This is a genomic window from Rhodococcus sp. IEGM 1354 (genome assembly GCF_030056855.1).
Classification (GTDB): domain Bacteria; phylum Actinomycetota; class Actinomycetes; order Mycobacteriales; family Mycobacteriaceae; genus Rhodococcoides.
The window spans coordinates 527053-550534 of record NZ_JASHKT010000003.1 but is presented as its reverse complement, the minus strand read 5'-3'; the positions used below and the strand labels follow the sequence as shown (position 1 = coordinate 550534).

Sequence of the window (23482 nt, the reverse complement as noted above, 5' to 3'; positions counted from 1 at the left end):
CGCACGTTCTGGTACTCCTCGAGCCCTTCGGCACTGCCCTCACGACCGAGACCGGACTGTTTGATGCCGCCGAAGGGAGCTGCGGCATTCGACGGAACGCCTTGATTGATTCCGACCAGGCCTGTTTCGAGACGGTCGGCGACGTTCAACGCTCGGTCCAGGTTTTCGGTGAACACGTAGCCGGCAAGGCCGAACTCCGTGTCATTGGCGCGGGCGATAGCCTCGTCTTCGGTGTCGAATCGCTGCACTGCGGCGATCGGCCCGAAGATTTCCGAGCGCGCCATGTCGGCTGACGCAGGAACGTGGTCCAGCAGGGTCGGCGCAAAGAAGCTGCCCGGGGCGTCGAATGCGACCCCGCCCGTGCGCAATTGCGCACCCTTGCTGATGGCATCTCGGGTCAGCTCGGCCATTTTCGTGGCGGCGCGATGGTCGATCAGTGGGCCGAGGGTGGTGCTGTCGCCGAGTCCGTGGCCGACCTCGAGTGCGGCAAGACGCTCGGTCAATGCGTCCACGAAGTCATCGGCGATCCCGCTTTGCACATAGATGCGGTTGGCGGCGATGCACGACTGGCCACCGTTGCGTAGCTTGGCGGCGAACACGCCGTCGACTGCGCGCTCGAGGTCGGCGTCGTCGAACACCAGTGCCGGGGCGTTGCCACCGAGCTCCATTGAGCTCCGTAGCACCCCATCGGAGGCAATGGCCATCAGCTGTCGGCCGACGCCGGTCGAGCCGGTGAACGAGACCTTCCGCACACGTTGGTCACGCAGCACCGCAATGCTGAAGTCAGCAGGCTTCTCTGTGGTGATGACCTGAATCAGGCCCTCGGGAACACCGGCCTGGCGAGCCAACTCGACGACGTACAGAGTGGTGAGAGGGGTGAGGTTGGCAGGCTTGATGACAACCGGGCAACCAGCAGCAAGTGCCGGCGCGATCTTGCGGGTCGCCATTGCGAGCGGGAAGTTCCACGGGGTGATCAGTACGGCAAGACCGACCGGGCCGCGGCGCACCAAGATGTTTGCGCCGCCGTCCGGTGCGTCGCGGAAATCACCACCCGGGCGGACAGCCTGCTCGGCGTACCAGCGCACGAAGTCGCTGCCGTACTTGACCTCACCACGAGCCTCGGCCAGGGGTTTGCCCATCTCGCGGGTGATGAGGTGGGCGATCTCCTCGGTGTGGGCGACGAGCGTGTCGTACCAAGCGTGCAAGACGTTGGCGCGTTCCCGCGGAGTTGTTCGCGCCCACGCGCGTCCGGCATCGTCAGCGACGCCGACCGCTTCGAGAGCACCCGTGACGTCGATTTCAGGGACGTACCCGATGTGCTCGCCTGTAGCGGGATCGTTCACCGACGTGCCACTGGTCGGCAAGCCGATCGAGTCGATGACGTTGTCCACGTACGTGATTCGGTCCGCCGAGGCGGGGACAAGAGTGCGGGTGTCGACGGTGGTGGAGGTCAACGGTTCACCCGATCCGTGATGGCGGTTTCGATGGCGTCGATATAGCCCTTCAGTTCGTCGTCACTGACGATGAAGGGCGGACTGATCTGCAGTGAGTTGCCGCGCAGTGGACGCGAGATGTAGCCGAGGTCGATCAGGTCGTCGGCGATCGATTCGGCGGAAAGGTTCTCGGACAGAGTGATGCCACCGAGTAAGCCGCCTACGCGAACATCGATGACTTCGCCCTGCCGCGCGTTCAGGCCATCCAGTGCGTTTCGAAGTACGACCTCGAGCTCCGTGACGCGCTCGACGAGCCCGTCACGTTCGATGATGTCGAGGTTCGCGAGGGCGACCGCCGATGCGGTGGCGTGTCCGGCGTAGGTGGCGCCGTGGCGGAAGATCGGGGTATCCGGGGAGTCGACATAGAACGGTTCCCAGATGTGTGGACTGACCAGCACTCCGCCGAGTGGCGCGTAGCCGGACGTGACGCCTTTCGCAAAGGTCAACAAATCCGGTGTGACGCCGTACCTTTCAGCGGCAAACATCGTTCCGGTGCGACCGAAACCGGTGATCACCTCGTCGAGAATGAGCAGGATGTCGTTGTCGCGACAAATCTTCTCGACTGCTTCCAGGTATCCGGGGGTGGGCGGGTTGACCCCACCGGTGCCTTGCACAGGTTCGGTGACGATAGCAGCGATGTTGTCGGCCCCGATCTCGGCGACCATCGCCACGATGGCGTCGGCGTCGTGCAGCGGGAAGCGGGCGGTGTCGGGCACCAGGGACTCGGTACCGTAACCGTCGCGGTTGAACTGAAGGCCCGCGATGCTCGTGCCGAAGGCGTGCAAGCCGTGGTAGGCGAACTCGCGAGACAGGATCATCTTCTTGGTGGCTCTACCTTCGCGCTGCCAGTGCCGACGAGCCAACTTGCATGCCACGTCGATGGAGTCTGCACCACCAGAGTTGAGAATGACCTTCGACCGTTGGATGGGCGATAGAGCGGCCAGCCGCTCGCCGAGAGCCAGAGCTTTGTCGTTGGTGAATCGGGCAAAGATGTGGTACGTCTCCAGCCTGCGCATCTGATCGAACGCGACCTGGGCCAACTCGGGGTGGGCGTGGCCAATGTTGGCGTGCCAGAGGCCGGCGGTCCCGTCGAAGAGCTTCTGGCCGTCGGTGGTGAAGACGTACGATCCGACGCCGCGATCGATGACGAGCTGACGTCCGAGCACCGATGGGGTATGTGCCTGCGCGGGCCAGAGCGCTGGTCCGTCGATGATCGACCGTGCCGAATCGTCCGTGGCAATGTGGTCGGTGAGCGTCATGGGCCCCTCCTTGCAAATGGTCGACGTGGCCGTCGTATGTTCCGGTGCCACGATCGAAGACTGATGTAACACCCACGCTAAAGCCCATCGACTGTGAGCAAAAGCGACAAGTTCTGACCATTTATTGTCAGTTATCGTTACATGTCCTGCTGGCGACGAGGACGCGGCAGTCAGTGCCCGAAGACCCGCAATGCGTTCATGACGGCCACCCGAAACGCGACGGTGGCCGGGTGGCCCTCGGAACCCTCGCGCACGACCAGATGCATGCTGCGATGCTGGTCGGTCGGCAGCCAGTTGCTGGGAACGAGGCCGCTGCTGAATTCGCGGACGGCCATGTCGGGCAGGAATGCTGCAGCGAGGCCACGCTCGACCATGCGGACGTGAAACAGCAGGTCCGTGGACTCGTGGGCAATCAGCGGCTCGAACCCTCGTTCGCGACACACGCGCACGGCCCACTGTGCCGAGGCAGCCGAGGGCGGTTCCATCGTCCAGCGGACATCACGAACCCTCTCGATATCCCCGTCGGAAGACGGGTCCGGCAGATATCCGCGCACGGGGTCGGTGCCGAGTGTGGTGACGTGCAGACCGCCCGAAGAGAGTTGCTCGACACCCGGATACGTATCGGTGAGTACCGCGTCGACCTGCCGGGATGTGAGCAGTACCGCTGCCGCTTCCGGGGCGGCCAGTCGGAGCCGGATCTCGATGCCGGGGTGAGTCTGTGCCAGCTCGACCATTGCCGTTGGCAGCACGTTGCGGCTGATGGTGGCAAATGCGGCCACTCGCAGCACGCCGCGCGGGTGCCGGTGCGAGGTGGCCAGATCGGATTCCGCCCGCTCCACCGCAGCCATGATCGCGTGGGTATTGCGGACCAGCTCCTCGCCCGCGGTGGTGAGCTGAACATTGCGGCCCACCCGCTCGAGCAGCACTACACCGGTCTCGCGCTCCAACTGCGCCAGCTGTTGAGATATTGCCGAGTGGCTGTACGACAGTTCTCGAGCCGCCGCCGTCATACTGCCCCGCAGCTTCACTTCGCGGAGGAGCATCAGACGGTGTAGATCGAGCATCCCCCCATACTATCGGCGAGCACGGACGGAGAAGCACTTGCCATGATGGGAACTCGACACGTGGTCGACAGTCTCTACGTTCGGAAACTTCTGCCGCTCAACGCATTCAAAGATCGATACCGCTCTCAGGCGTCTCTAAGCAGGACCCTGGGCGCTACTTCGATCGGACACGACCGAACGGAGCCACGACGCTGTGGGGCGGAGACCTCACCGCAGCACGCTACAGCGGATGCCCTGCGCTGAGTTGTCTGTTGTCATCGTGATCGATCAATCTACGCATTACGTTCTGCATCCAGTGCAGTCACCGTGATCAGGATGGTGGGCAGCCGTGATCGCAGCAATCACAGCCCGCACGGCGTCCCGTCGAGCGGGCTCCGCTCTGAAATGCTGATGAATGCTCCATCCTTCGATGAGGGCGTCCAGAGCCTCGGAGACTTGTTCACAGAAGTGCGCAGCCAACAGCTCCCGTGTGGTTGCCAGCCACCTCGTGCACACCTCAGCGGCCGCGAGATTGTGATTGGCATACGAGTAAAGCTCGAGAAGCGCACGTTCCTGGTCGGCGGACGGCCTGTTGCCGCCGCAGATTATGTCCGTGACCGCGTCGATAGCCTCCTCCAGGTTGCTCGCGTCGGTCAGGGCTCGCCGCGGCCCGGCCGACATTAACTCGTAAAGCGACACGAAGGCCTGTTCGATCAACTGCGTCAGACCATCGAAGTAGTAAGTGAGCGATCCGAGCGGTACGCCGGCCTGTTCGGCTATCGCTCGGTGCGTAGTTGCGTGGACGCCGCGATCGACGATCACACGCAACGCAGCGCTGATTATCAACTCGCGGCGGTCTATGGCCCGCTGCTGCTCAATCATGACCGGCAACACTTCCATTCGAGTTCCAGGTAGTCGTTTCCACCGTGTACATTAGTACACGTTCAAGAAGGTGTACAGATGTACAGATGTGGCAACAATTCGAGAGGCTTGTGTCGATGTCCATAGCTAGGCACAAAACGGCTCTGTGCGTCCTATTTCTCATCCCGGGCGTCAGCATTTCTTCGTGGGTCACACGAACGCCCGCCATTCGGGACGGTCTCGGCGCCAGTACCAGTCAGATGGGGCTGGTGTTGTTCGGGTTGTCACTCGGCGCGATGGTTGGAATCCTCGCCTCCGGGCCGTTGGTATCTCGGTTCGGGACCAAACCGGTAATCGGCACCGGCGTAGCCTTCGTAGTGCTGAGCATGCTCGTAATCGGCCTCGGTTCGGCGCTTTCGGTCTTGCCGCTGGTCATGGGCGGACTGGCTGTATTCGGCTTGGGTATGGGTGCCAGTGAAGTTGCCATGAACATCGAGGGCGCGGAAATCGAGGCACGCACCGGTCGGCCATTCCTGATGGCAATGCACGGAATGTTCAGCCTCGGCACAGTGATTGGAGCGGCAGCGGGGGTTGTGTTCACCTCGGTCGACTTCTCGGTGGCGCTGCACTTGTCGATCGTCTCGTCAGTGGGCTTGCTTGCGTTGTTCTCAAATCTCAGAGCCATTCCGGCTGGGACTGGTCTTTCACGAGTCCCGACGAACGAACCATCATCTATCGAAGCCGCACCGTTGTGGAGGGACACACGCCTTCTAGGTATCGGGTTCGTGGTACTGGCTTTAGCCCTCGCGGAAGGTACTGCCAACGACTGGCTTCCGCTCATCATGGTGGACGAGCACGGATTCGACCAATCTCTGGGGTCTATGGTGTACGCCACCTTCGCACTGTCGATGACAATCGGTCGTTTCTGTGGCGGGTTCATAGTCGGCATTCTCGGGCGACTGAAGGTCCTTACCGCGAGTGCGATGTTCGCAGCCCTCGGATTGGCGCTCGTATCGGTTCTGGAAAACCAGGTTGCGGCCGGCGCGGCGGTGGTCCTATGGGGCCTGGGCGCTTCCTTGGGTTTTCCACTCGCAATCTCACTTGCTGGCGACTCCGAGACGAATTCGGCTGCACGCGTTTCATTTGCATCCACACTCGGGTACATCGCATTCCTGGTCGGCCCTCCCGCACTCGGCTTTCTCGGGGGTGCGTTCAGCCTGCGTGGAGCATTGCTCGTCCCCATGGCCGTTGCAATCGGCGCAGCATTTTTGATCCCCGTCACGCAAAGTCGCACACGCGAAGCGCGAGTTTTCTCTACCCACTAGCAACTTCCAGCGCACACGTTGCGAACGAACCCCGCCGGCGTGGCAGGAATTGAGGACGGCGGGTTAGTCGTGCACCGCGCGAGCAGATAAGCCAGTTCTATGTCAGATATATCGTCTAGGTTTTCTGACGGTTCCGCAGTTTTCGGCAACTGTGCGCAGATCGATCACGGTCCCCTTTCGCCACCGAGCAGTCGAGGGTGCGCTGCAGCAGTGCCTCGACGTGGTCGACCAAGCCCGGGACGTCATCCAGCGCGGTGTGCGCGCCACCGCGCGTCGATAACAGCGCGGTGCGAAGTTTTGATACGACCACGTGGCGGGGCTACGGAGCAGGTTCGACACGTGGACGATACTGCTGCGACAAGCGAGGTTTCGACTGATGTCGACGAGGATTCAATACGTAAAATTACCGATTGTAAGCAGCATCGACCGGTGTAATGTACGAATCCGATGGGATCTGGATGCAGGATTGCCGGGCGAGCACCAAATCAATCTGTGGTAGCCACGCCGAAACTGTCTCCTTGACTGATTAGGCGTCTTGATTTCATTAAATGCGCAGTTTCGCTTGCTCGAACCTGCGGACAGAGGGCGCGCATGCACATTTGCGAAAGAGGTTCGAAATCCCAGGAACACACTTTTGGCATGTAAGCGAAACGTGCGCGTCCACCCCCTCACTATTCGAAAAAGGTTCGCAACTGGAATGGAGAGCATTGAAGGCAATCGTATTCTTCGGTAAAATCGGGATTATCCGATCGCTTCATGTCGGTCGCTCAAATCAGGCCTTTATACCCGCACCATTCGCACGAGAAGATCAATACGTTGAAGGAAATTAATTCGATGGCAAATACAGCAAAAAGAGCTTTGGCCGTGAACACATTTCGCTTGCGCGAAGGAAAGTCACCCGAGGACTTCGTCAAGTTCTCTGCGGAGGTCGATCAGCCCACCTTGGGCGACCAGGAAGAAGTCTTGCGCTTTCGTGCGTTCAGAGTTTTGGGAGATGCGGAAGGCGGCGGTGTCGGCTTCGAGTTCATCGAACTTCTTGAAATAGGTGACTGGGATGAGTGGATCGCGGTGCGTGACAACAGCCCCGCACTGTCCGAGGTCCGATCCGGGTTCGACGAGCTGGTCGAACCCGGATCAGTTCGGTGCTCTTTCGCGGAGCCCATTGGCAGGTCGAGCGAGGACTAGTTCAAAGGTTCGGCAACGGAGTTCCCATGGGATTCCGCATGAACTGCGGCTCTGCTCAGCCAGGGACAAATTGCAACTCTAGAGCGGGCGGACGCAGCAGCGTGGCCCACTGCCGCGAGGCAATCGCAGGCAGTTCGATCGTCTAGGGACTTTGCGGACTTGATCCCCATCTTCGTTCGGAGACGGGTCCGGAAGGTGGCGCGAGCCGAATCCGTGCCCAGAGTGGCGACTCACACACCGCTCCGCGAGAGTTGGTCGGTCCCCGGCTAGCCATTTGTCAGCCCGGCCTCGATCCGCAGGGACGTGCGAGACCGCAGCCGAATCAGGCGCAGACAACTGCAGCCTGTACTCGTGCGGCTACCGCGGGAACGCCCGGTATCGACGGCGTCTTATCGGACCCAGCGATCTGTCCGCCTCGATGGGACTACTCGGACAGCTGAACCACCCCGACGTCGTGGCCGCCGTGAACGATGCGTTCGCGGCGATTGTATCCGCCGGAAAGCCGTTCGGAGTCAATGCTTTCGATACCGGCCGTGCCGATTTCTAAACTGAGGACGGCGCACGGTTCCTGCTCGTTGGTGCCGACGCCGCAATCTTGGCGCGGGGTCCGAAGCACTGGCCGAACGCTGTATCGAAAGCGGCCAGGACGTTCCTGACAGCAATCGACCAGCCGCTGCGACGCGGACAGAGGACCATCGCGTTCGGTCTGTCTGTACCGCACCCCTATCGACAACACGTTCTCCGAGTTAGCTGATCGTGCATCGACGACCCGAACACGAAGGCATACAACGATGTCTATACCGACCACGCCCGAACTCACACCTGCGTTGGCCAAGCGCCTCCACCGGCACCACGTCGTCATCATCGGCTCCGGCTTCGGCGGGTTGTTCGCGGCGAAGCAGCTACGCAAGGCCAATGTCGACGTGACGCTGATCGCCAAAACCACGCACCACCTCTTCCAGCCCCTGCTGTACCAGGTCGCGACCGGAATCCTGTCCGAGGGCGAGATCGCCCCGTCGACCCGGTTGATCCTCAAGGATCAGCAGAACGCATCGGTCATCCTCGGCGACGTCACCGCCGTCGACCTCGAGGCGAAAGCCGTCACGTCTCGCTTCCTCGAGCGCGTCACCGTCACCTACTACGACAGCATCATTGTCGCGGCAGGCGCGGGTCAGTCCTACTTCGGCAACGACCACTTCGCCGAGTACGCACCCGGCATGAAGACCATCGACGACGCCCTCGAACTCCGCGGCCGCATTCTCGGCGCTTTCGATCAGGCCGAACTCGCAACCGATTCGGCCGAGATCGAGAAGCTGCTCACGTTCGTCGTCGTCGGCGCAGGCCCGACCGGGGTCGAAATGGCCGGGCAGATAGCCGAATTGGCGCACAAGACGCTCAGCGGCACCTACCGCCACATCGACAGCCGCAGTGCCCGCATCATCCTGGTCGACGCCGCACCGAAGGTGTTGCCACCGTTCGCTGATTCCCTCGGCCAAGCCGCCGCAAAGCGTCTGACCAAGATGGGCGTCGACATTCAGCTCGGCGCAATGGTCACCGATCTCGACGCCGACGGCTTGTCGGTCAAGGACGGAGACGGCACTGTTCGACACATTGCGGCCCGCACCAAGGTGTGGTCTGCAGGAGTTGCCGCGAGCCCGCTCGGGAAGCAGCTCGCCGAGCAGTCCGGTGCCGAAATCGACCGTGCTGGACGCGTATTGGTGAACAAAGACTTGACGCTCCCCGGTCACCCCGAGGTATTCGTCGTCGGAGACATGATGAGTCTCGACAAGCTCCCCGGCGTCGCACAGGTCGCGATTCAGGGTGGACGCTACGCAGCACGCGTCATCGAAGACGGCGTCGAAGCTGTCCGCGCGGGCCGAGACGTGCCCGAGCGCAAGGACTTCCAGTACTTCGACAAGGGCTCGATGGCGACCGTCTCGCGGTTCAGCGCCGTCGCGCAGGTCGGACCCATCAAGGTCACCGGATTCATCGCCTGGATGATGTGGTTGCTGGTGCACCTGGTCTACATCGTCGGCTTCCGTAGCCGTCTGACGACCGTCATCTCGTGGCTCACGGCGTTCTTCTCCCGGGGCCGAGGCCAGCTCGCGATGACCGAGCAGCAGGTGGACGCGCGAGCCGCGATGGTCTACTTCAACGCGCCCGACCCCGAAGGCGCCGGCGTCGGGGCCACTGCACTGGAGCCGGCTTCTGCGTCCGGCTAGTCGGGGACCTGCTGTTCATCGTAGGCACGCTCGCCGAGGGGTTGGTTCAATCTCACCTGAGCCAATCTGAAGTACGACGAAGCACCACTTCAGATTGGCGAGTAACCGGCTGCAGACCGCGACTTCACGGGTTGAGATACGACGCATTCCCTGTAAAGCCCCCTTGGTCTCAATCTCGCCGAGGGTTTATGGCAGGTCGGTCCTTCGGGCAGTTACCGCACCGTTTACTTGGCTTCGAACCGCATGAGCTCAACAACGGCCAATTAGGTCGTCGATTCAGCAGTTGGGACATTCTGTGACACCGAAGTGCGTGTTCGAACCGCGATCGAAGCGGCGTAACGCTCTGACCAGCGAAAACAGAGTGCCCCCAGTCGGACTCGAACCGACACTGTGCGGATTTTAAGTCCGCTGCCTCTGCCAATTGGGCTATAGGGGCCACCGCCGGAGGCGTGCTCCAGCGGTGACGATCATATCGGGCTGCTATTGCGCCGGGATGACCGGCGGCACGAAGTCGAAGGTCATGCCGAGGAGCCACACGAGCAGCAGGACCACCGGGAAGTGGAAGATGAACTGCAGGAACGTGAATCCGATCAAGTCGCGCGCTCGCAGACCTAGTACGGCCAGCAGCGGAAGCATGAAGAACGGGTTGATCAGGTTCGGCAGTGCCTCGGCCACGTTGTAGATCTGGACGGTCCAGCCCAGGTTCATCTGCACGTCGGTCGCAGACTGCATCACGTACGGCGCTTCGACGAGCCACTTGCCACCACCGGACGGAACGAAGAGCCCGAGCACCACGGTATAGATCGCGATGACCACGGCGAATCCACCGCCACTGCCGATGTCGGTGAAGAAGTTGGCGAGGTGCTCGGAGATCGTGACGCCTCCCCTGCCCTCCGCCTTGGTCAGCATGGCCGCCATCGCGGCGTACAGCGGAAACTGCACCAGGATGCCCGCGGTCGCGGGGACTGCCTTACTGACCGAATCGAGGAATCGGCGCGGCGTGCCGTGCAGAACGAGTCCGAGCATCAGAAACACCAGCAGGTATCCGTTGAGACTGCTGACCACGGACAGAACCGGCAGTGTCAACAGTTGAGAGACAAGCCATCCCAAAGTCATCGCTCCGGCGAACAACGGCAGTATGCGGCTGTACTCGAGCCACTCCCCCGGCCTGCTGCGCGGTGCCGGTTCGGTGACGGTGTCGTCGAGATCGACCTCCATGTCCGCGGCGGTCTTGATTGCTGCGCCCTTCGGTGCCGACACGTGCGCGATGACGACCGTCAACACGATGATGATGACGCACATCAGCAGCGACTGCCACGTGAAGATGGTGGTACCGAAGTCCAGGACACCCGTTATCGAAAGGAGTGTCGGCGGAAGCGATTTGGCCGTCGCTTGCAGTTGAGCAGCCGAGGACGACATGCCCAAGGCCCACACCGCTCCGAGGCCCATGAACGCCGCAGCGCCCAGCGCTCGGTAGTCCGTGCGCAGATCGTCGCGGCGCGCGATCGCTCGGGCCAGCAGACCGGCGAACACCAGACTCAGGCCCCAGTTGAGGAACGAGACCGAGCAGGAGAGCAGCGCCACGAAACTGACTGCGCTGCTGGAGCTTTTGGGCACCTGCGCCAGTCGGGTGATCAATCTGGCGACCGGTGGAGATGTGGCCACGACGTATCCGGTGAGCACCACCATCGCCATCTGCAATGTGAACGCCGTCAGATCCCAGAAGCCGTTTCCGAAGGCGTCGACCACATTCTGCGGCGACGAGCCGTTGGCGAATGCAGCGACGGCGACAACAACTACGCCGACGAGAGCGAAGATGTACGCATCCGGGAACCACTTCTCGGTTCCCTTGGCGAGCGCTTGCGCTACGCGCGCCAGACCTTTCTCGGCCGGGGCCTGCTGGGCGGGTGTCGTCATCGGCGGTCCTAGCCTCGTCGGGAGCCGTGACGTGAGCCACAGCGCCTCTCAGGCTTCACCCAAACACGAAGCGATGCAACCTTCATCGCCGCAGATCGGGTCTGCAAATTTGCAGATCAGATCTTGATCGACATCGCGATGCCGTCGAGGATGTCGTGCTCACTGACCGTCAACGAGCTGACAGCCCCGCGTCGCTCGAACTCTTCGGCCAGCACGCTGCACACGATCGCTCCGCCGCCGATGACGTCGACCCGTCCGGGGTGCATGGGCCCCAACGCACTTCGCTGCGTGTGGGTCATGCCGATCAGGTCCTCGCATACCGCGAACAACTCCGAGAAGGGCACACGGGACAGGTGCACTGCGTCGGCGTCGTACTCGGGTAGTTCTTTGGCGATGGCCGCGATAGTCGTCATCGTGCCGGCCACACCCACCCAGCTCGACGCGTCGCCGATCGAGACTTCCTCGAACGCCTCCGCCAACTTCTCGCGGGCGTACTCACGCGCACCGTTGATCTCGTCTGCGGTGGGAGGATCCGAATGCAGGAACCGCTCGGTCAACCGGACGCAGCCGATGTTCGCCGAGAACGCTGCCTTCACGCCTTTGGCATCGCCCAGTACCAGCTCGGTGGAACCGCCACCCAGATCGACGACCAGGAAAGGCCCTGCAGCAGAGTCGAGTTCACCGACCGCACCGGCGAAGGACAGCCGCGCTTCTTCGTCGCCGGTGATCACCTCGGCCTCGGCCCCGGGAATGACCTTGCCGAGTACCTCACGCACCATCGAGAAGAAGTCCTCTCGATTGGATGCGTCACGGGTGGCGGAGGTGGCGACCATGCGCACCGCGGTGGCTCCGGTCTTGCGAATGATCTCCGCGTACTCCACCAACGCAACACGGGTGCGCTCGATGGCCTCGGGCACGAAGGCTCCGGTCGCGTCGACGCCTTGCCCGAGCCGCACCACGCGCATCTCACGGGCGACGTCGGCGAGCGACTTGCCGTTGTTGTCGGCGACGAGCAGGCGGATGGAGTTGGTGCCGCAATCGATTGCTGCAACCCTGGTCATGATTTCTCCGCACGTAGTTCTTCGATGGTCGGCCAATCGGCCGGAATAGCTTTGCCGCGCAACGAGTTCTCGGCTGCCAATGCCACCGACTCGTCGCCGAGCGGATTGACTCCTGGCCCCTTGGCCAACGAATGCGCGATCAACACGTGCAGGCACTTGACGCGGTCGGGCATGCCGCCGCCTGTGAAATCCGTTCCGAGAGATTCGATCTCGTTGCGCTCAGCCAAGTACGACTCGTGGGCACGCAAATAGGCGGCAGCCAATTCCGGGTCTGTGCCCAAGCGTTCCGTCATCTCACGCATGACTCCGGCCGACTCCTGCCGACTTGCTTCCGCCGTCAATCGCGGGTCGGTCAGGTAGTACAGGGTGGGAAACGGAGTGCCGTCGGGAAGCTTCGGGGCAGTTTTCACCACCCCCGGCCTACCGTCCGGAGATCGATACGCGATCTCGAGTACGCCACGCGGTTCACGTCCGAGCTGCGAAGCGACCGCATCGAGATCTTCCTGCGAGACTGCCGAGGAATTCACCCGACGGGTCCCCCTTCTGGTTCTGGCACCGGCGGGGCCGGAGCGGGTTCTGGCTGTACGACGGGCATGGGCGCGGACGTGGGCTCCGACGGCTCGTCCGATCCCTGCGGCTGCACCGCGGTGTTCCACAGGTCGGTGTACCACGGCCCGGTCGGAGTGTTGTCCACCTCGAGATCCTTGGAGCTCGGCGAGTAGTCGCCGGGGAGCTGCACCTGATACGGCGTCTCCCCCGGCATGACGAACCGCAGCCGCTCGCGAGCATCGGCGGCGATGCGGGACGGTTCGTTGAGCTGAGATTTCTGGGTCTGGAGCGCGTCGACCTCGTCCTGCAGGGTCTGACGCTCGGCCAACACGGACTCGAGCTCACCGCGCTGCGAGAAGTAGGTCCTGAGCGGCACGGCCAGCGTCAACGCCAACGCGCACACCACGACACCGAGAATGACTGCGCGTCCGGTGGACAGTCCGAAGAACGTGCGCTCGGGCATCTTGGGCCTACGAACACCGACGCGTCTGGGAGCGGCTTTGCCACCCACCACGGCGTCACGCGCCTGATCCGACGGCTCCGGTGGAGTGGCCGGCCGGCCGGAGGCGGTCTCGTCGCGAGACGCACCCCCGGTCGGCTTCGAGCGATTCGGAGAGGAAGGACGGCCGCGGGGTCGGGGATCCCGTCCACCTGGACTGGTCCCGGACCTCCCGCGTCGTGCCATCATTCACTCTCCACTTCGTGCATACGTATCGGTTGACTCAGCCCTCGTAATTGAACCGGGGGAAAGCCAGCTCGCCCGCGTAACGCGCCGCGTCACCCAGAGCTTCTTCGATTCGCAGCAACTGGTTGTACTTGGCGACGCGCTCGCTTCGGGCGGGGGCACCGGTCTTGATCTGCCCGCTGCCGACGGCAACTGCCAGGTCAGCGATGGTGGTGTCCTCGGTTTCGCCGGAACGGTGGCTCATCATCGTCTTGTAGCCGTTGCGGTGCGCCAGATCCACTGCGTCGAGGGTCTCGGTCAGCGTGCCGATCTGGTTGACCTTGACCAGCAGGGCGTTGGCCGCACCCTTGACGATGCCGTCTTCGAGACGCTCGGGGTTGGTGACGAACAGATCGTCGCCGACGAGCTGGACCTTGTCGCCGATCGATTCGGTGAGTGCAACCCAGCCGTCCCAGTCGTTCTCGTCGAGCGGATCCTCGATCGAGACCAGCGGGTAGGCGTCGACGAGCTCGCCGTAGAAGGCCGACATCTGCTCGGCGGACTTGGTCTCACGCTCGAAGGCGTAGCCGGTGCCCGCGGTGTAGAACTCGGTGGCTGCCACGTCGAGGGCGAGCGCAACATCCTGGCCTGGCTTGAGGCCGGTCTTGCCGATGGCCTCGAGGATCAGGTCGAGGGCAGCCTTGGTGCCGGCGAGGTCGGGAGCGAAGCCGCCCTCGTCGCCGAGGCCGGTGGACAGGCCCTTGGCCTTGAGCACGGATTTGAGTGCGTGGTAGACCTCGGCACCCCAGCGCAGGGACTCCTTGAACGTGGGAGCACCGATCGGCGCGATCATGAATTCCTGCACGTCGACGCCGCTGTCTGCGTGTGCGCCGCCGTTGATGATGTTCATCATCGGAACCGGCAGGATGTGCGCGTTGGGGCCACCCAGGTAGCGGAAGAGCTCGAGTCCGGTGGACTCCGCAGCAGCCTTGGCGACAGCGAGCGAAACACCCAGCAGGGAGTTCGCGCCGAGGCGGGACTTGTCGGGAGTGCCGTCGAGGTCGAGGAGAGCCTGGTCGACAGTGCGCTGCTCGATGGCGTCGAGGCCGATGACCGCGGGCGCAATCTCGTCGAGCACCGCGTTGACGGCCTTCTCGACGCCCTTGCCGCCGTAGCGGTCTCCGCCGTCACGAAGCTCGACGGCCTCGTGCTCACCGGTGGATGCGCCGGAGGGGACGGCTGCGCGGGTCAACGTCCCGTCGTCCAATGCGACCTCGACCTCAACCGTGGGGTTGCCACGGGAATCGAGGATCTCGCGAGCTCCGACCTGCTCAATGATGGCCACGAATGCTTCTCCTAGTAACGGGGACGGGCGGACTGTGCCGGGTGCAAGACTAGCCGCTCCGCTCTGGCTGGGTCGTTCCGCAGGCTCCACTCCCGCGACCCGGCCCGCGTTGCACGGAGTTCTACGGCCTGGTGCCCACCGAGTACGCGGCCGCTCGATCTCGCACGTCGCGCAGGTACTGGCCCGAGAGGTTGTACGCCATCAACGCGCTCTCCCATCCCTGCGCCGTCCGTAGATCACCGCCGCGCGCGCAGAGATAACGCGCGGCCGTCAGTGCGGCGTCGTCGATGTTGTCCGGATCCGCAAGGCCGTCGCCGTTGGCGTCGACTCCCCATTTCTTCCACGTCTCGGGGATGAACTGCATGGGTCCCATCGCACGATCGAACTCGGCATCGCCGTCCATCGATCCGCCGTCGGTGTCCGGGATCTCGGCGACGCCCGGGCCGCCGTCGAGTGGGATTCCGCGAATCGGCGGTGCGACGAGTCCGTCGGGTTGCACGGAAGACCCCTGGTAGGTGCCGTGCCGACTCTCGATGTAGCCGATGCCGGCCAGTGTCGTCCAGGCGATACCGCAGTCCGCGTCGGTCTCGGCCATGATCGCGGCAGCGTGCCCGTACGACGCGAGTGCGGTCACCGAGATACCGAGCGCATCGGTCTGCGGCTCTGCCCAGGCAATGAGCAGATCGGCCGTTCGGCCGGGGGCATTGAAGTCGATGATCGGCACCTCCGTGCCAGGGCCGGGCGGAATGCCCTCGGGAATCTCACGCTTCGGCTCGCTGCTGCCACATGCGGTGAGCGCAAGGAGTACCGATGCGGTGGCGAGCACGCAGATTCGTGAGATCACCTCACCATCCTGCACACGGAAGGTAATAGAAAGCTAAAGACCGATAAAACCCCAGTACGACGTGCATAAGGACCAGGTTGCAGGGTGTATGTTTCTGTCAACCTTCACGCATGAGGGTCGCCTACCCTTCGCGAGGCAAGGCGTACCAATGTTCGACGCACAACAGGAGCACCATCCGTGTCCGTACTGGCTGCCGCAGGATCTGCGCCGTCGATCGCCACCCAGATGTTCGGCAGCGGTCTGATCGGTCTTCGCGAGGGTCTCGAGACCGGCATCGTGGTGATGATCCTCGTCGCGTTTCTCGTCAAGGCGAACCGCCGCGACGCTCTCAAATGGGTGTGGCTGGGTGTGGGCCTCGCCGTCGCCATGGTTGCGGCGATCTTCTTCGTCATCCACTACGGCACGTCGACCGTCACCGGACTGACGGCCGAGATCATCGCCGGAGCGGCCTCGCTGGTCGCCGTCGTCATCGTCACGGCCATGGTCCTGTGGATGCGCACCGCCGCCAAGAACATCTCCGGCGAACTGCGGGCGAATATGGAGAAAGCACTCACCGTCGGGCCTGCGGCAGTGCTGACGCTCTCGTTCTTCGCCGTCGGCCGTGAGGGCGTCGAGACGGCACTGCTCATGGTCGGGTACGCCGAGAACACCAACGGCAGCCTGTGGCCGCTGCTCGGTCTTCTACTCGGCATCGTCGTCGCTGCCGTGCTGACGGTGTTCCTGTACTTCGGCGCGGTGCGCATCAACTTTGCCGTGTTCTTCAAGTACACCGGCATCTTCCTCATCGTGGTCGCCGCCGGGATTCTGGCCTACGGCATCCGCGCCCTGCAGATCGGCGGAGTTCTGCCCGGTGGCAGCGCTGCCGCCTTCGACATCACCGCGCACTTCGATGCCTCGAGCTGGTACGGCACCGTGCTCGCCGGCATCTTCAACTTCCGCCCCGAACCCACTGTCTTCCAAGCGATCGCGTGGGTGCTGTACATCGTCGTCGTGTTGTTCCTCTTCCTCCGCCCGGTCCGCGTTCCCGCGGCTCCCGAGCCTGTACTTCAGAACTCCTGAAAGGCACCACCACCATGCGTCGTACCACCTACGCTCTGGCCGCGGTCGCGGTTCTACCGATAGCCCTGGCCGGATGCACCGAGAAGTCCTCGACCGAGGCCGCATCGGGCGATATCGCGGTCACGGCCACCGACTCGTCCTGCGATGTCGGTGCAACCGAGGGCACCACCGGAAACTCCACGTTCCAGATCACCAACAACGGCAGCAAGGTCACCGAGTTCTACGTCTACGGCGAGGGCGACCGCGTCATGGGCGAGGTCGAGAACATCGGACCGGGCCTGACGCGTCAGCTCATCGTCGCTCTGCCCGACCCCGGCACGTACCAAACCGCCTGCAAGGCAGGCATGGTGGGCGACGGCGTACGCGCCGATTACGTCGTGACCGGCGATTCGGTTCGCCAGACGGACGAGGACGGCTTGCTCACCGAGGCGGCCGCCGGATACAAGCGCTACGTCGTCAGCCAGATCGACGCGCTGCAGGACACCACGACATCGTTCGTCACTGCCGTCAAGAGCGGGGACGTGGCCGCAGCCAAGGCCCAGTTCCCCATTGCACGTAGCTATTACGAGCGCATCGAGCCCGTGGCCGAGAGCTTCCCCGACGACCTCGATCCGCGCATCGACCTGCGCGAGCCCGACGTCGAGCCCGGCGCGGAATGGACCGGCTTCCACCGCATCGAAAAGGACCTGTGGACGCAGGGACTGCAGCCCGACACCAACGCGATGGCCGATCAGCTCGAGGCCGACATCACCGAACTCGCAGACAAGATCAAGGCCGACGACTTCACCATCGACCCCATCCAGGTCGCCGGTGGCGCACAGGGATTGCTCGACGAGGTCGCCAAGACCAAGATCAGCGGTGAAGAAGACTTCTTCTCGCACACCGACCTGTGGGACTTCCAGGCCAACGTCGACGGCTCGCAGGCAGCCATCGCTGCTGTGCGTCCCATCCTCGACGAGCGCAACGCCGATCTCGGTACCGCGATCGACGCACGCTTCGCGGAACTCGACGCCGAACTCGCCAAGTACCGCAGCGGCGACGGCTTCGTCTTCTACGACACTGTGACCGAACCGCAGCGACAGGAACTGTCGAACAAGATCGACGCACTGTCCGCCGAAGTGAGCCAGGTGCAGGGTGTCGTTGCCGGACAATAAGACTGGACAGTTCTCCCGGCGGCGCCTGTTCGGTGCCGTCGGGACCGGTGCTGCACTCGTCGGAGTCGGGGCCATTGCGGGACACGCAACGGCCGCGGGTGCCGAGGTTCCGACGTCGGACGTCGTCGAATTTCGCGGTGACCACCAGGCCGGCATCGTCACACCGGCACAGGACCGTATGCACTTCGTCGCGTTCGACGTCACCACCGATTCTCGCGACGAGTTCGTTGCGCTGCTGAAGAAGTGGACGCTGATGGCCGAGCGGTTGGTGCATGGCGAGGAGACGTTCGACGGCGGAGCTGTCGACGGTGGCCAGTACAACCCGCCCGCCGACACCGGTGAGGCGCTGGGCCTGACCGCATCGTCTTTGACGTTGACGATCGGTTTCGGTCCGGCACTGTTCGATCGGTTCGATCTGGCGTCGAAAAGACCTGCCTCCCTTGCCGATCTGCAGCACTTTCCGGCCGACAACCTCGACCCGCGCCGCTCGGGCGGCGACCTCTGCATCCAGGCCTGTGCAAACGACCCTCAGGTTGCCGTGCACGCCATTCGCAACCTCGCCCGCGTCGGCTTCGGCACGGTGTCGGTCAAGTGGTCGCAACTCGGCTTCGGGCGCACCTCGTCCACGTCGACGACCCAGGCCACGCCGCGAAACCTGTTCGGCTTCAAGGACGGAACCGCCAACCTCAAGGCCGAGGACCCGTCGTTGCTGGACGAGAACGTGTGGGTTGCTTCCGATGACGATCAAGAATGGATGGCAGGTGGCTCATACCTTGTAGCCCGTCGCATCCGCATGCTCATCGAATCGTGGGACCGCACCACACTGAAGGAACAAGAGCGAGTGATCGGGCGCAGCAAGGGCTCCGGCGCGCCGCTCGGCCAGAAGGACGAGTTCGACGCACTCGATTTCGAGTCACAGGGACCCGAGGGCACCTTCATCGACAAAACCGCGCACGTGCGTCTGGCGTCGAAGGAAAACCTCGGCGGCGTCCAACTGCTGCGTCGCGGATACAACTTCACCGACGGATCCGACGGCTTCGGACACCTCGACGCCGGACTGTTCTTCATCGCCTACTGCCGCGATCCCCTGACCCAATTCGTCCCGATGCAATTGGCGCTCTCCCGCAAGGACGCACTGAACGAATACATCCAACATGTGGGGTCCGCGGTGTTCGCCTGCCCTCCCGGCGTCGGAGAATCCGAATACTGGGGTTCGACGCTGTTCGAGTAGGCCAGTTCTCCGCGCCGCGTCAATGGACCCTTGCATACGTCTGACCGCTGCAAGGGTTCATTCACGCGGAAGCCCGGTCCGCGTGGATGGCGCACTGCATACGTCTGCGCGGTGCAATGGTCCATTGACACGGACGGGCGGTGAGTTCGTGCACGCGGTTCGGTCTACACCGTCGAAGGTCTTCGTCATCGTCATCGGGAGCACATATGGGGCAGCTGGTTCGGGTACAGAATTTCACCGTCTCGAGCGACGGGATCGCTGCGGGCGAGGACCAGAGCTTCGAGAGCCCGTTCGGTCTCGACCATCTGGCGCTGATGAGGTGGTACTTCGCCACCGCCAGCTTTCCTGGAAACGCCGGTCCGGGTGGCAGCCGCGGACTAGACGACTACTTCGCCCGCGACTTCTCCCACAACATCGGTGCCGAGATCATGGGCCGACACAAGTTCGGACCACAACGCGGACCGTGGGCCGACCACGAATGGCAGGGCTGGTGGGGCGACGAGCCGCCGTTCCACACGCCCGTCTTCGTGCTCACCCACCACGAACGGCCGTCGATCACACTCTCCGACACCACTTTTCACTTCGTGGACGGCGAGCCCGCCGAGGTGCTGAAACAGGCGAAGGAGGCGGCCGACGGACTGGACGTGCGACTCGGCGGTGGCGTCACCAGTATCCGCGAATTCCTGGACGCCGATCTGGTCGACACCCTGCACATCGCCGTCGCACCCATCGAATTCGGCTCGGGCCTGAAGCTGTGGGATTCACCCGACGAATTGAACGACAGATTCGAGCACGAGGTTGTCCCAAGTAGCAGCGGTATGACTCATCACTTGTTCTCGCGCAGGTAGCCGGGCCGGATCAATGCGCCTTTGTTGCACTCTGACCGACTGAAACCCACATTGATCCCAACCCGAGGGACGAGGGTCGACTCAGGCGGAGTCGGCATCGGAGGGAAAGTCCGACGCCGACATTCCGAGGTGCTCGCTGTGGTAGACGGCCTCGTCGAGCAGCATCGCGACGTGATTGTCGTACAGGCGGTAGATGACGCTTCGGCCCGAGCGAGTTCCGGTGACCAGTCCCATGGCGCGTAACAATCGGAGCTGATGCGACACCGCCGACTGTTCCATTTCCACTGCGTCGGCCAAATCGTTGACCCCGCTCGGCCCCTGCCGTAGCTGCGTCAGAATGCGCAGTCGGCTCGGTGTGGCCAGAGCCTGGAGGGTCGCGGCCACCGTGGCGGCCGATTCGGCATCGAGCTGCGCAGGTGGCGTGCTGCGTCCCTCGACTCCATGTCCCATGCGACAACTATAGTTTATGTACACATGTAAAGGTCTTCATGTAATCCTGTACGGTGAGGTTCGCACTCTCCGAGGAACGAAGGCCCACATGACTTCCACCAGCACCGCCCCGGCACCGGCCGACGTGCGGCACCCAGCCGGCGCGAGCCGCACCCGTCTCGTCGACATCACCGAAGTCAGATGGGCGCTGACCGCGACGGCACTGTTCGCCCTCGGACTTCTCGCGCAATTGATCGACGCGCCGACATGGACGTACTGGGCGCTGTACCTCGCCTGCTACGCCACGGGTGGGTGGGAGCCTGCGCTCGAAGGACTCCGGGCGCTGCGGGACCGAACTCTCGACGTCGACCTGCTGATGATCGTCGCCGCACTCGGTGCCGCCGCAATCGGGCAGATCTTCGACGGCGCGCTGCTGATCGTCATCTTCGCCACGTCCGGTGCCCTCGAAGCGGTGCTCACCAGACGCACCGCCGATTCGATTCGGAGCTTGCTGGATCTGGCACCCGAGACCGCGACCGTCCTCGACACCTCCGGCCACGAACGAACCGTCGACGCATCCGACCTGCGCCCGGGCGACATCGTGACAGTGCGCCCCGGCGAACGCATTTCGGGTGAAGGCACCATCGTCGACGGTGCATCCGACATCGATCAGGCCTCGATCACGGGGGAATCGGTACCAGTCTCGAAATCCGTGGGAGACGAGGTGTTCGCCGGGACCATCAACGGCACCGGCGCACTGCGGATCAGGATCGACGTCGACCCGTCCGACACGATCATCGCGCGCATCGTCACCATGGTCGAGCATGCGTCCGAGACCAAGGCCGAGAAGCAACTGTTCATAGAGAAAGTCGAGCAGTACTACTCGAAGACCGTCGTGCTTTGTACTGCAGCGATATTCGCGTTACCGATGATGCTCGGGAACGACCTCGAATCGTCGTTGCTGCGAGCGATGACGTTCATGATCGTCGCGTCACCGTGCGCGGTGGTCCTGGCGACCATGCCGCCCCTACTCGCAGCGATGGCCACCGCCGGCAGGAACGGCGTGCTGGTCAAGTCTGCCGTAGCGATGGAACAACTTCGCTCGATCGACACGGTTGCCTTCGACAAGACGGGAACCCTGACCGAGGGAACACCGCGAGTCGAACGCATCGACGCGCTGGGTGAGTTCACCGAGCACGAAGTACTCCGCCTGGCAGCTGCAGCGGAGAACGGAAGTGAGCACCCCGTCGGGACTGCCGTCGTCGAATTCGCGAAGGCTCGAGGTGTATCGATACCGACCGCAACGCACTTCGATTCGACACCCGGCATGGGAATCTCCGCAACGGTCGACGGCCACATTGTCACGGTCACCAAACCCGCAGCGGCACAGCACGATCTGCACTCATCGGCGGCACGCACGGCCGCCCACCGAGAAGCCGAGGGCATGACGGCGGTGATCGTGCACCTCGACGAGGAACCGATCGCGGTGATCGGACTCGTCGACACCGTTCGCGCCGAAGCCGACGCCACGGTCGAAGGCCTCGAACGACTGGTCGGCACCCGAGCGGTGCTCCTCACCGGCGACAACGACCGCGTCGCTCGAGCAGTGGCAGCGCGCGCCGGAATTACCGACGTGCGCGCGGGGCTGCTTCCACAGGACAAGGCCGAGGCCGTGACACGCCTGCAGAACGAACGTACCGACGGCGGGACCCCGCGGCGAGTGCTGCTGGTCGGCGACGGGGTCAACGACGCGCCGGCGATGGCCACGGCCGATATCGGTGTCGCCATGGGACGTCGCGGGTCCGATCTCGCGCTCGATACCGCCGATGCCGTTCTGATCCGCGACGACCTCGGTGCCCTGGCCTCCGTCATTGCGCTTTCCCGACGGGCTCACCGCATCGTGGTCGCGAACCTGGTGATCGCGGCGACGTTCATCGTGGTGCTGGTGGCCTGGGATCTGATCGGCACGCTACCGCTACCGATCGGCGTGGCCGGTCACGAAAGCTCTACGGTCATCGTCGCTTTGAACGGGATGCGATTGCTCTCTTCTCGTGTGTGGAGGCAGAAAGCGATACGGTCAGCCCCGTAGACCCCAGTGTTCGATCCAATCCAATGCAGTCATCTCTCCCGGCGTGACGCCCGCATTGCGGGCCGATGCCTCGGCATTACGGATCAACACAGCGAAATCGAGTACTCGACGACGCAATACGTCCTCAGCGCTCTCCCCGCCGTTCGAGTGATCGACGCCGATGTGGACGACACGCAGACCGTCCGGAACGAGTTCGTCGGGCAATCCTGCTTTGCTGGCGCGTCCGATCACTTTCTGCGCCAACGCAAGTGACGGTTGAGACATCGCGATGCCGTCCAGGCAGGAGCCTCTGGCCTTTTCCGACGCCTTCTTCTCCTCCCACATCCGTTCCTGTTCGACGATGTCGATCGGTCCGGTGTCGGTTCGGCTCAAGTGCGGGCTGCGGTGTGTCAGTTTGCGCACCAGACCTGCGGCAACGTCATCGACGTCGAAGGGGTTCTCCGCGGCGTCCTGAGCTATTCGGGAGTGAAAGAGCACCTGCAACAACAGGTCTCCCAGCTCCTCACGGAGATCGACCAGGTTGCCGGCGGCGATGGCGTCGAGCAGCTCGTAGGTCTCTTCCAGAAGATAGCCGCGCAGCGACTCGTGCGTCTGCTGAGCTTCCCAGCCGCCGACGCTACGCAAACGGTCCATCAGCTGAACCGCCGCGATGACGTCGTCGCCTGGAAGCTTCTCCGCTGCGACGACGCGTTCACCGCGTGCGATCCGGTCCTGTACATCGGGATTGGTCCGGTCGGTGCTCACCAACACGGCATCGACGTCGTCGGGCGCGGCGGTGCCCGAGAACAACCAGCGCACCTTCACCGGAACCTCTTCGGTGAACTGCACTGCGCCACCGAGGAATTCGACGGCGTCGACCGGTACCTGAGTCGGACGAACAGGGTCGAGCAGAACGATCGTCACC

Annotated in this window: 21 protein-coding genes and 1 tRNA gene; 9 read left to right on the top strand and 13 right to left on the bottom strand. The window is 63.3% G+C overall.

Annotation, left to right across the window (positions count from 1 at the left end; genetic code table 11):
• The 4 genes from QM588_RS09810 to QM588_RS09795 form a co-directional block, all read right to left on the bottom strand.
• A partial coding sequence (locus tag QM588_RS09810) for an NAD-dependent succinate-semialdehyde dehydrogenase (protein ID WP_283312837.1) occupies positions 1-1454 on the bottom strand: 1454 nt, incomplete at its 3' end.
• Complete coding sequence (locus QM588_RS09805) at positions 1451-2752, bottom strand: aminotransferase family protein (protein WP_283312835.1); 1302 nt, start codon at positions 2750-2752, stop codon at positions 1451-1453. The genes QM588_RS09805 and QM588_RS09810, both read right to left, overlap by 4 nt.
• A 170-nt stretch (positions 2753-2922) precedes the next feature.
• Positions 2923-3816, bottom strand: a complete 894-nt coding sequence (locus QM588_RS09800) for a LysR family transcriptional regulator (RefSeq protein WP_283312834.1) — start codon at positions 3814-3816, stop codon at positions 2923-2925.
• A gap of 279 nt (positions 3817-4095) precedes the next feature.
• Positions 4096-4695 carry a TetR/AcrR family transcriptional regulator gene (locus QM588_RS09795; RefSeq protein WP_283312831.1) on the bottom strand — a complete coding sequence of 200 codons (600 nt, stop codon included), beginning with the start codon at positions 4693-4695 and terminating at the stop codon, positions 4096-4098.
• Between the two features lie 68 nt (positions 4696-4763).
• Here QM588_RS09795 and QM588_RS09790 point away from each other — a divergent pair, with 68 nt between their 5' ends.
• From QM588_RS09790 to QM588_RS09775, 4 genes are all read left to right on the top strand, one after another.
• Positions 4764-5981, top strand: a complete 1218-nt coding sequence (locus tag QM588_RS09790; protein WP_283312828.1) for an MFS transporter — start codon at positions 4764-4766, stop codon at positions 5979-5981.
• Positions 5982-6737: 756 nt separating this feature from the next.
• On the top strand, positions 6738-7166 hold the full coding sequence (locus QM588_RS09785; RefSeq protein WP_283312827.1) for a hypothetical protein: 429 nt from the start codon (positions 6738-6740) through the stop codon (positions 7164-7166).
• Positions 7167-7584: 418 nt separating this feature from the next.
• Positions 7585-7713: a hypothetical protein gene (locus tag QM588_RS09780; RefSeq protein WP_283312826.1), complete on the top strand. Its 129-nt coding sequence runs from the start codon at positions 7585-7587 to the stop codon at positions 7711-7713.
• A gap of 244 nt (positions 7714-7957) precedes the next feature.
• On the top strand, positions 7958-9388 hold the full coding sequence (locus QM588_RS09775) for an NAD(P)/FAD-dependent oxidoreductase (protein WP_283312825.1): 1431 nt from the start codon (positions 7958-7960) through the stop codon (positions 9386-9388).
• Between the two features lie 362 nt (positions 9389-9750).
• Here QM588_RS09775 and QM588_RS09770 read toward each other — a convergent pair.
• From QM588_RS09770 to QM588_RS09740, 7 genes are all read right to left on the bottom strand, one after another.
• Positions 9751-9824: transfer RNA gene (locus QM588_RS09770), tRNA-Leu, on the bottom strand.
• A gap of 44 nt (positions 9825-9868) precedes the next feature.
• Positions 9869-11305 (bottom strand): short-chain fatty acid transporter, encoded by a 1437-nt coding sequence (locus QM588_RS09765; protein WP_283312823.1) that lies wholly within the window; start codon positions 11303-11305, stop codon positions 9869-9871.
• Positions 11306-11421: 116 nt separating this feature from the next.
• The gene (locus tag QM588_RS09760; protein ID WP_283312822.1) at positions 11422-12366 is read right to left on the bottom strand and encodes a Ppx/GppA phosphatase family protein; all 945 of its coding nucleotides are present in this window, start codon (positions 12364-12366) and stop codon (positions 11422-11424) included.
• Positions 12363-12893 (bottom strand): DUF501 domain-containing protein, encoded by a 531-nt coding sequence (locus tag QM588_RS09755; RefSeq protein ID WP_032371198.1) that lies wholly within the window; start codon positions 12891-12893, stop codon positions 12363-12365. The genes QM588_RS09760 and QM588_RS09755 overlap by 4 nt, the downstream gene beginning before the upstream one ends.
• Complete coding sequence (locus tag QM588_RS09750) at positions 12890-13378, bottom strand: FtsB family cell division protein (protein ID WP_230593554.1); 489 nt, start codon at positions 13376-13378, stop codon at positions 12890-12892. The genes QM588_RS09755 and QM588_RS09750 overlap by 4 nt, the downstream gene beginning before the upstream one ends.
• A gap of 259 nt (positions 13379-13637) precedes the next feature.
• On the bottom strand, positions 13638-14924 hold the full coding sequence (eno, locus tag QM588_RS09745) for a phosphopyruvate hydratase (protein ID WP_135047762.1): 1287 nt from the start codon (positions 14922-14924) through the stop codon (positions 13638-13640).
• Positions 14925-15045: 121 nt separating this feature from the next.
• A complete protein-coding gene (locus QM588_RS09740; RefSeq protein ID WP_442972891.1) occupies positions 15046-15756 on the bottom strand; it encodes a lytic transglycosylase domain-containing protein in 711 nt (236 codons plus the stop codon).
• A gap of 189 nt (positions 15757-15945) precedes the next feature.
• On the opposite strand from QM588_RS09740, the gene efeU reads away from it, so the two are divergent.
• From efeU to QM588_RS09720, 4 genes are all read left to right on the top strand, one after another.
• Complete coding sequence (efeU, locus tag QM588_RS09735) at positions 15946-16827, top strand: iron uptake transporter permease EfeU (RefSeq protein ID WP_283312820.1); 882 nt, start codon at positions 15946-15948, stop codon at positions 16825-16827.
• A 14-nt stretch (positions 16828-16841) separates the two neighbouring features.
• Positions 16842-17981: an iron uptake system protein EfeO gene (gene efeO / locus QM588_RS09730; RefSeq protein WP_283312818.1), complete on the top strand. Its 1140-nt coding sequence runs from the start codon at positions 16842-16844 to the stop codon at positions 17979-17981.
• Positions 17962-19212, top strand: a complete 1251-nt coding sequence (gene efeB, locus QM588_RS09725) for an iron uptake transporter deferrochelatase/peroxidase subunit (protein WP_283312817.1) — start codon at positions 17962-17964, stop codon at positions 19210-19212. The genes efeO and efeB overlap by 20 nt, the downstream gene beginning before the upstream one ends.
• A 206-nt stretch (positions 19213-19418) precedes the next feature.
• On the top strand, positions 19419-20060 hold the full coding sequence (locus QM588_RS09720) for a dihydrofolate reductase family protein (RefSeq protein WP_283312816.1): 642 nt from the start codon (positions 19419-19421) through the stop codon (positions 20058-20060).
• Positions 20061-20141: 81 nt separating this feature from the next.
• On the opposite strand, the gene QM588_RS09715 is transcribed toward QM588_RS09720, so the two are convergent.
• Positions 20142-20510 carry an ArsR/SmtB family transcription factor gene (locus QM588_RS09715; protein ID WP_283312814.1) on the bottom strand — a complete coding sequence of 123 codons (369 nt, stop codon included), beginning with the start codon at positions 20508-20510 and terminating at the stop codon, positions 20142-20144.
• Between the two features lie 88 nt (positions 20511-20598).
• Here QM588_RS09715 and QM588_RS09710 point away from each other — a divergent pair, with 88 nt between their 5' ends.
• A complete protein-coding gene (locus QM588_RS09710) occupies positions 20599-22578 on the top strand; it encodes a heavy metal translocating P-type ATPase (RefSeq protein WP_283312812.1) in 1980 nt (659 codons plus the stop codon).
• Here QM588_RS09710 and QM588_RS09705 read toward each other — a convergent pair.
• The gene (locus QM588_RS09705) at positions 22567-23481 is read right to left on the bottom strand and encodes a MazG family protein (protein WP_283312811.1); all 915 of its coding nucleotides are present in this window, start codon (positions 23479-23481) and stop codon (positions 22567-22569) included. The two genes, QM588_RS09710 and QM588_RS09705, sit on opposite strands and share 12 nt — an antisense overlap.
• Position 23482: the final 1 nt, after the last annotated feature.

Excerpts from the sequence above, each read along its gene's own strand:
- QM588_RS09805 (WP_283312835.1), bottom strand. The coding sequence starts at position 2,752 with ATGACGCTCACCGACCACATTGCCACGGACGATTCGGCACGGTCGATC.
- QM588_RS09800 (WP_283312834.1), bottom strand. The coding sequence starts at position 3,816 with ATGCTCGATCTACACCGTCTGATGCTCCTCCGCGAAGTGAAGCTGCGG.
- QM588_RS09795 (WP_283312831.1), bottom strand. The coding sequence starts at position 4,695 with ATGGAAGTGTTGCCGGTCATGATTGAGCAGCAGCGGGCCATAGACCGC.
- QM588_RS09790 (WP_283312828.1), top strand. The coding sequence starts at position 4,764 with ATGTGGCAACAATTCGAGAGGCTTGTGTCGATGTCCATAGCTAGGCAC.
- QM588_RS09785 (WP_283312827.1), top strand. The coding sequence starts at position 6,738 with ATGTCGGTCGCTCAAATCAGGCCTTTATACCCGCACCATTCGCACGAG.
- QM588_RS09780 (WP_283312826.1), top strand. The coding sequence starts at position 7,585 with ATGGGACTACTCGGACAGCTGAACCACCCCGACGTCGTGGCCGCCGTG.
- QM588_RS09775 (WP_283312825.1), top strand. The coding sequence starts at position 7,958 with ATGTCTATACCGACCACGCCCGAACTCACACCTGCGTTGGCCAAGCGC.
- QM588_RS09765 (WP_283312823.1), bottom strand. The coding sequence starts at position 11,305 with ATGACGACACCCGCCCAGCAGGCCCCGGCCGAGAAAGGTCTGGCGCGC.
- QM588_RS09760 (WP_283312822.1), bottom strand. The coding sequence starts at position 12,366 with ATGACCAGGGTTGCAGCAATCGATTGCGGCACCAACTCCATCCGCCTG.
- QM588_RS09750 (WP_230593554.1), bottom strand. The coding sequence starts at position 13,378 with ATGCCCGAGCGCACGTTCTTCGGACTGTCCACCGGACGCGCAGTCATT.
- efeO (WP_283312818.1), top strand. The coding sequence starts at position 16,842 with ATGCGTCGTACCACCTACGCTCTGGCCGCGGTCGCGGTTCTACCGATA.
- QM588_RS09720 (WP_283312816.1), top strand. The coding sequence starts at position 19,419 with ATGGGGCAGCTGGTTCGGGTACAGAATTTCACCGTCTCGAGCGACGGG.
- QM588_RS09715 (WP_283312814.1), bottom strand. The coding sequence starts at position 20,510 with ATGGGACATGGAGTCGAGGGACGCAGCACGCCACCTGCGCAGCTCGAT.
- QM588_RS09710 (WP_283312812.1), top strand. The coding sequence starts at position 20,599 with ATGACTTCCACCAGCACCGCCCCGGCACCGGCCGACGTGCGGCACCCA.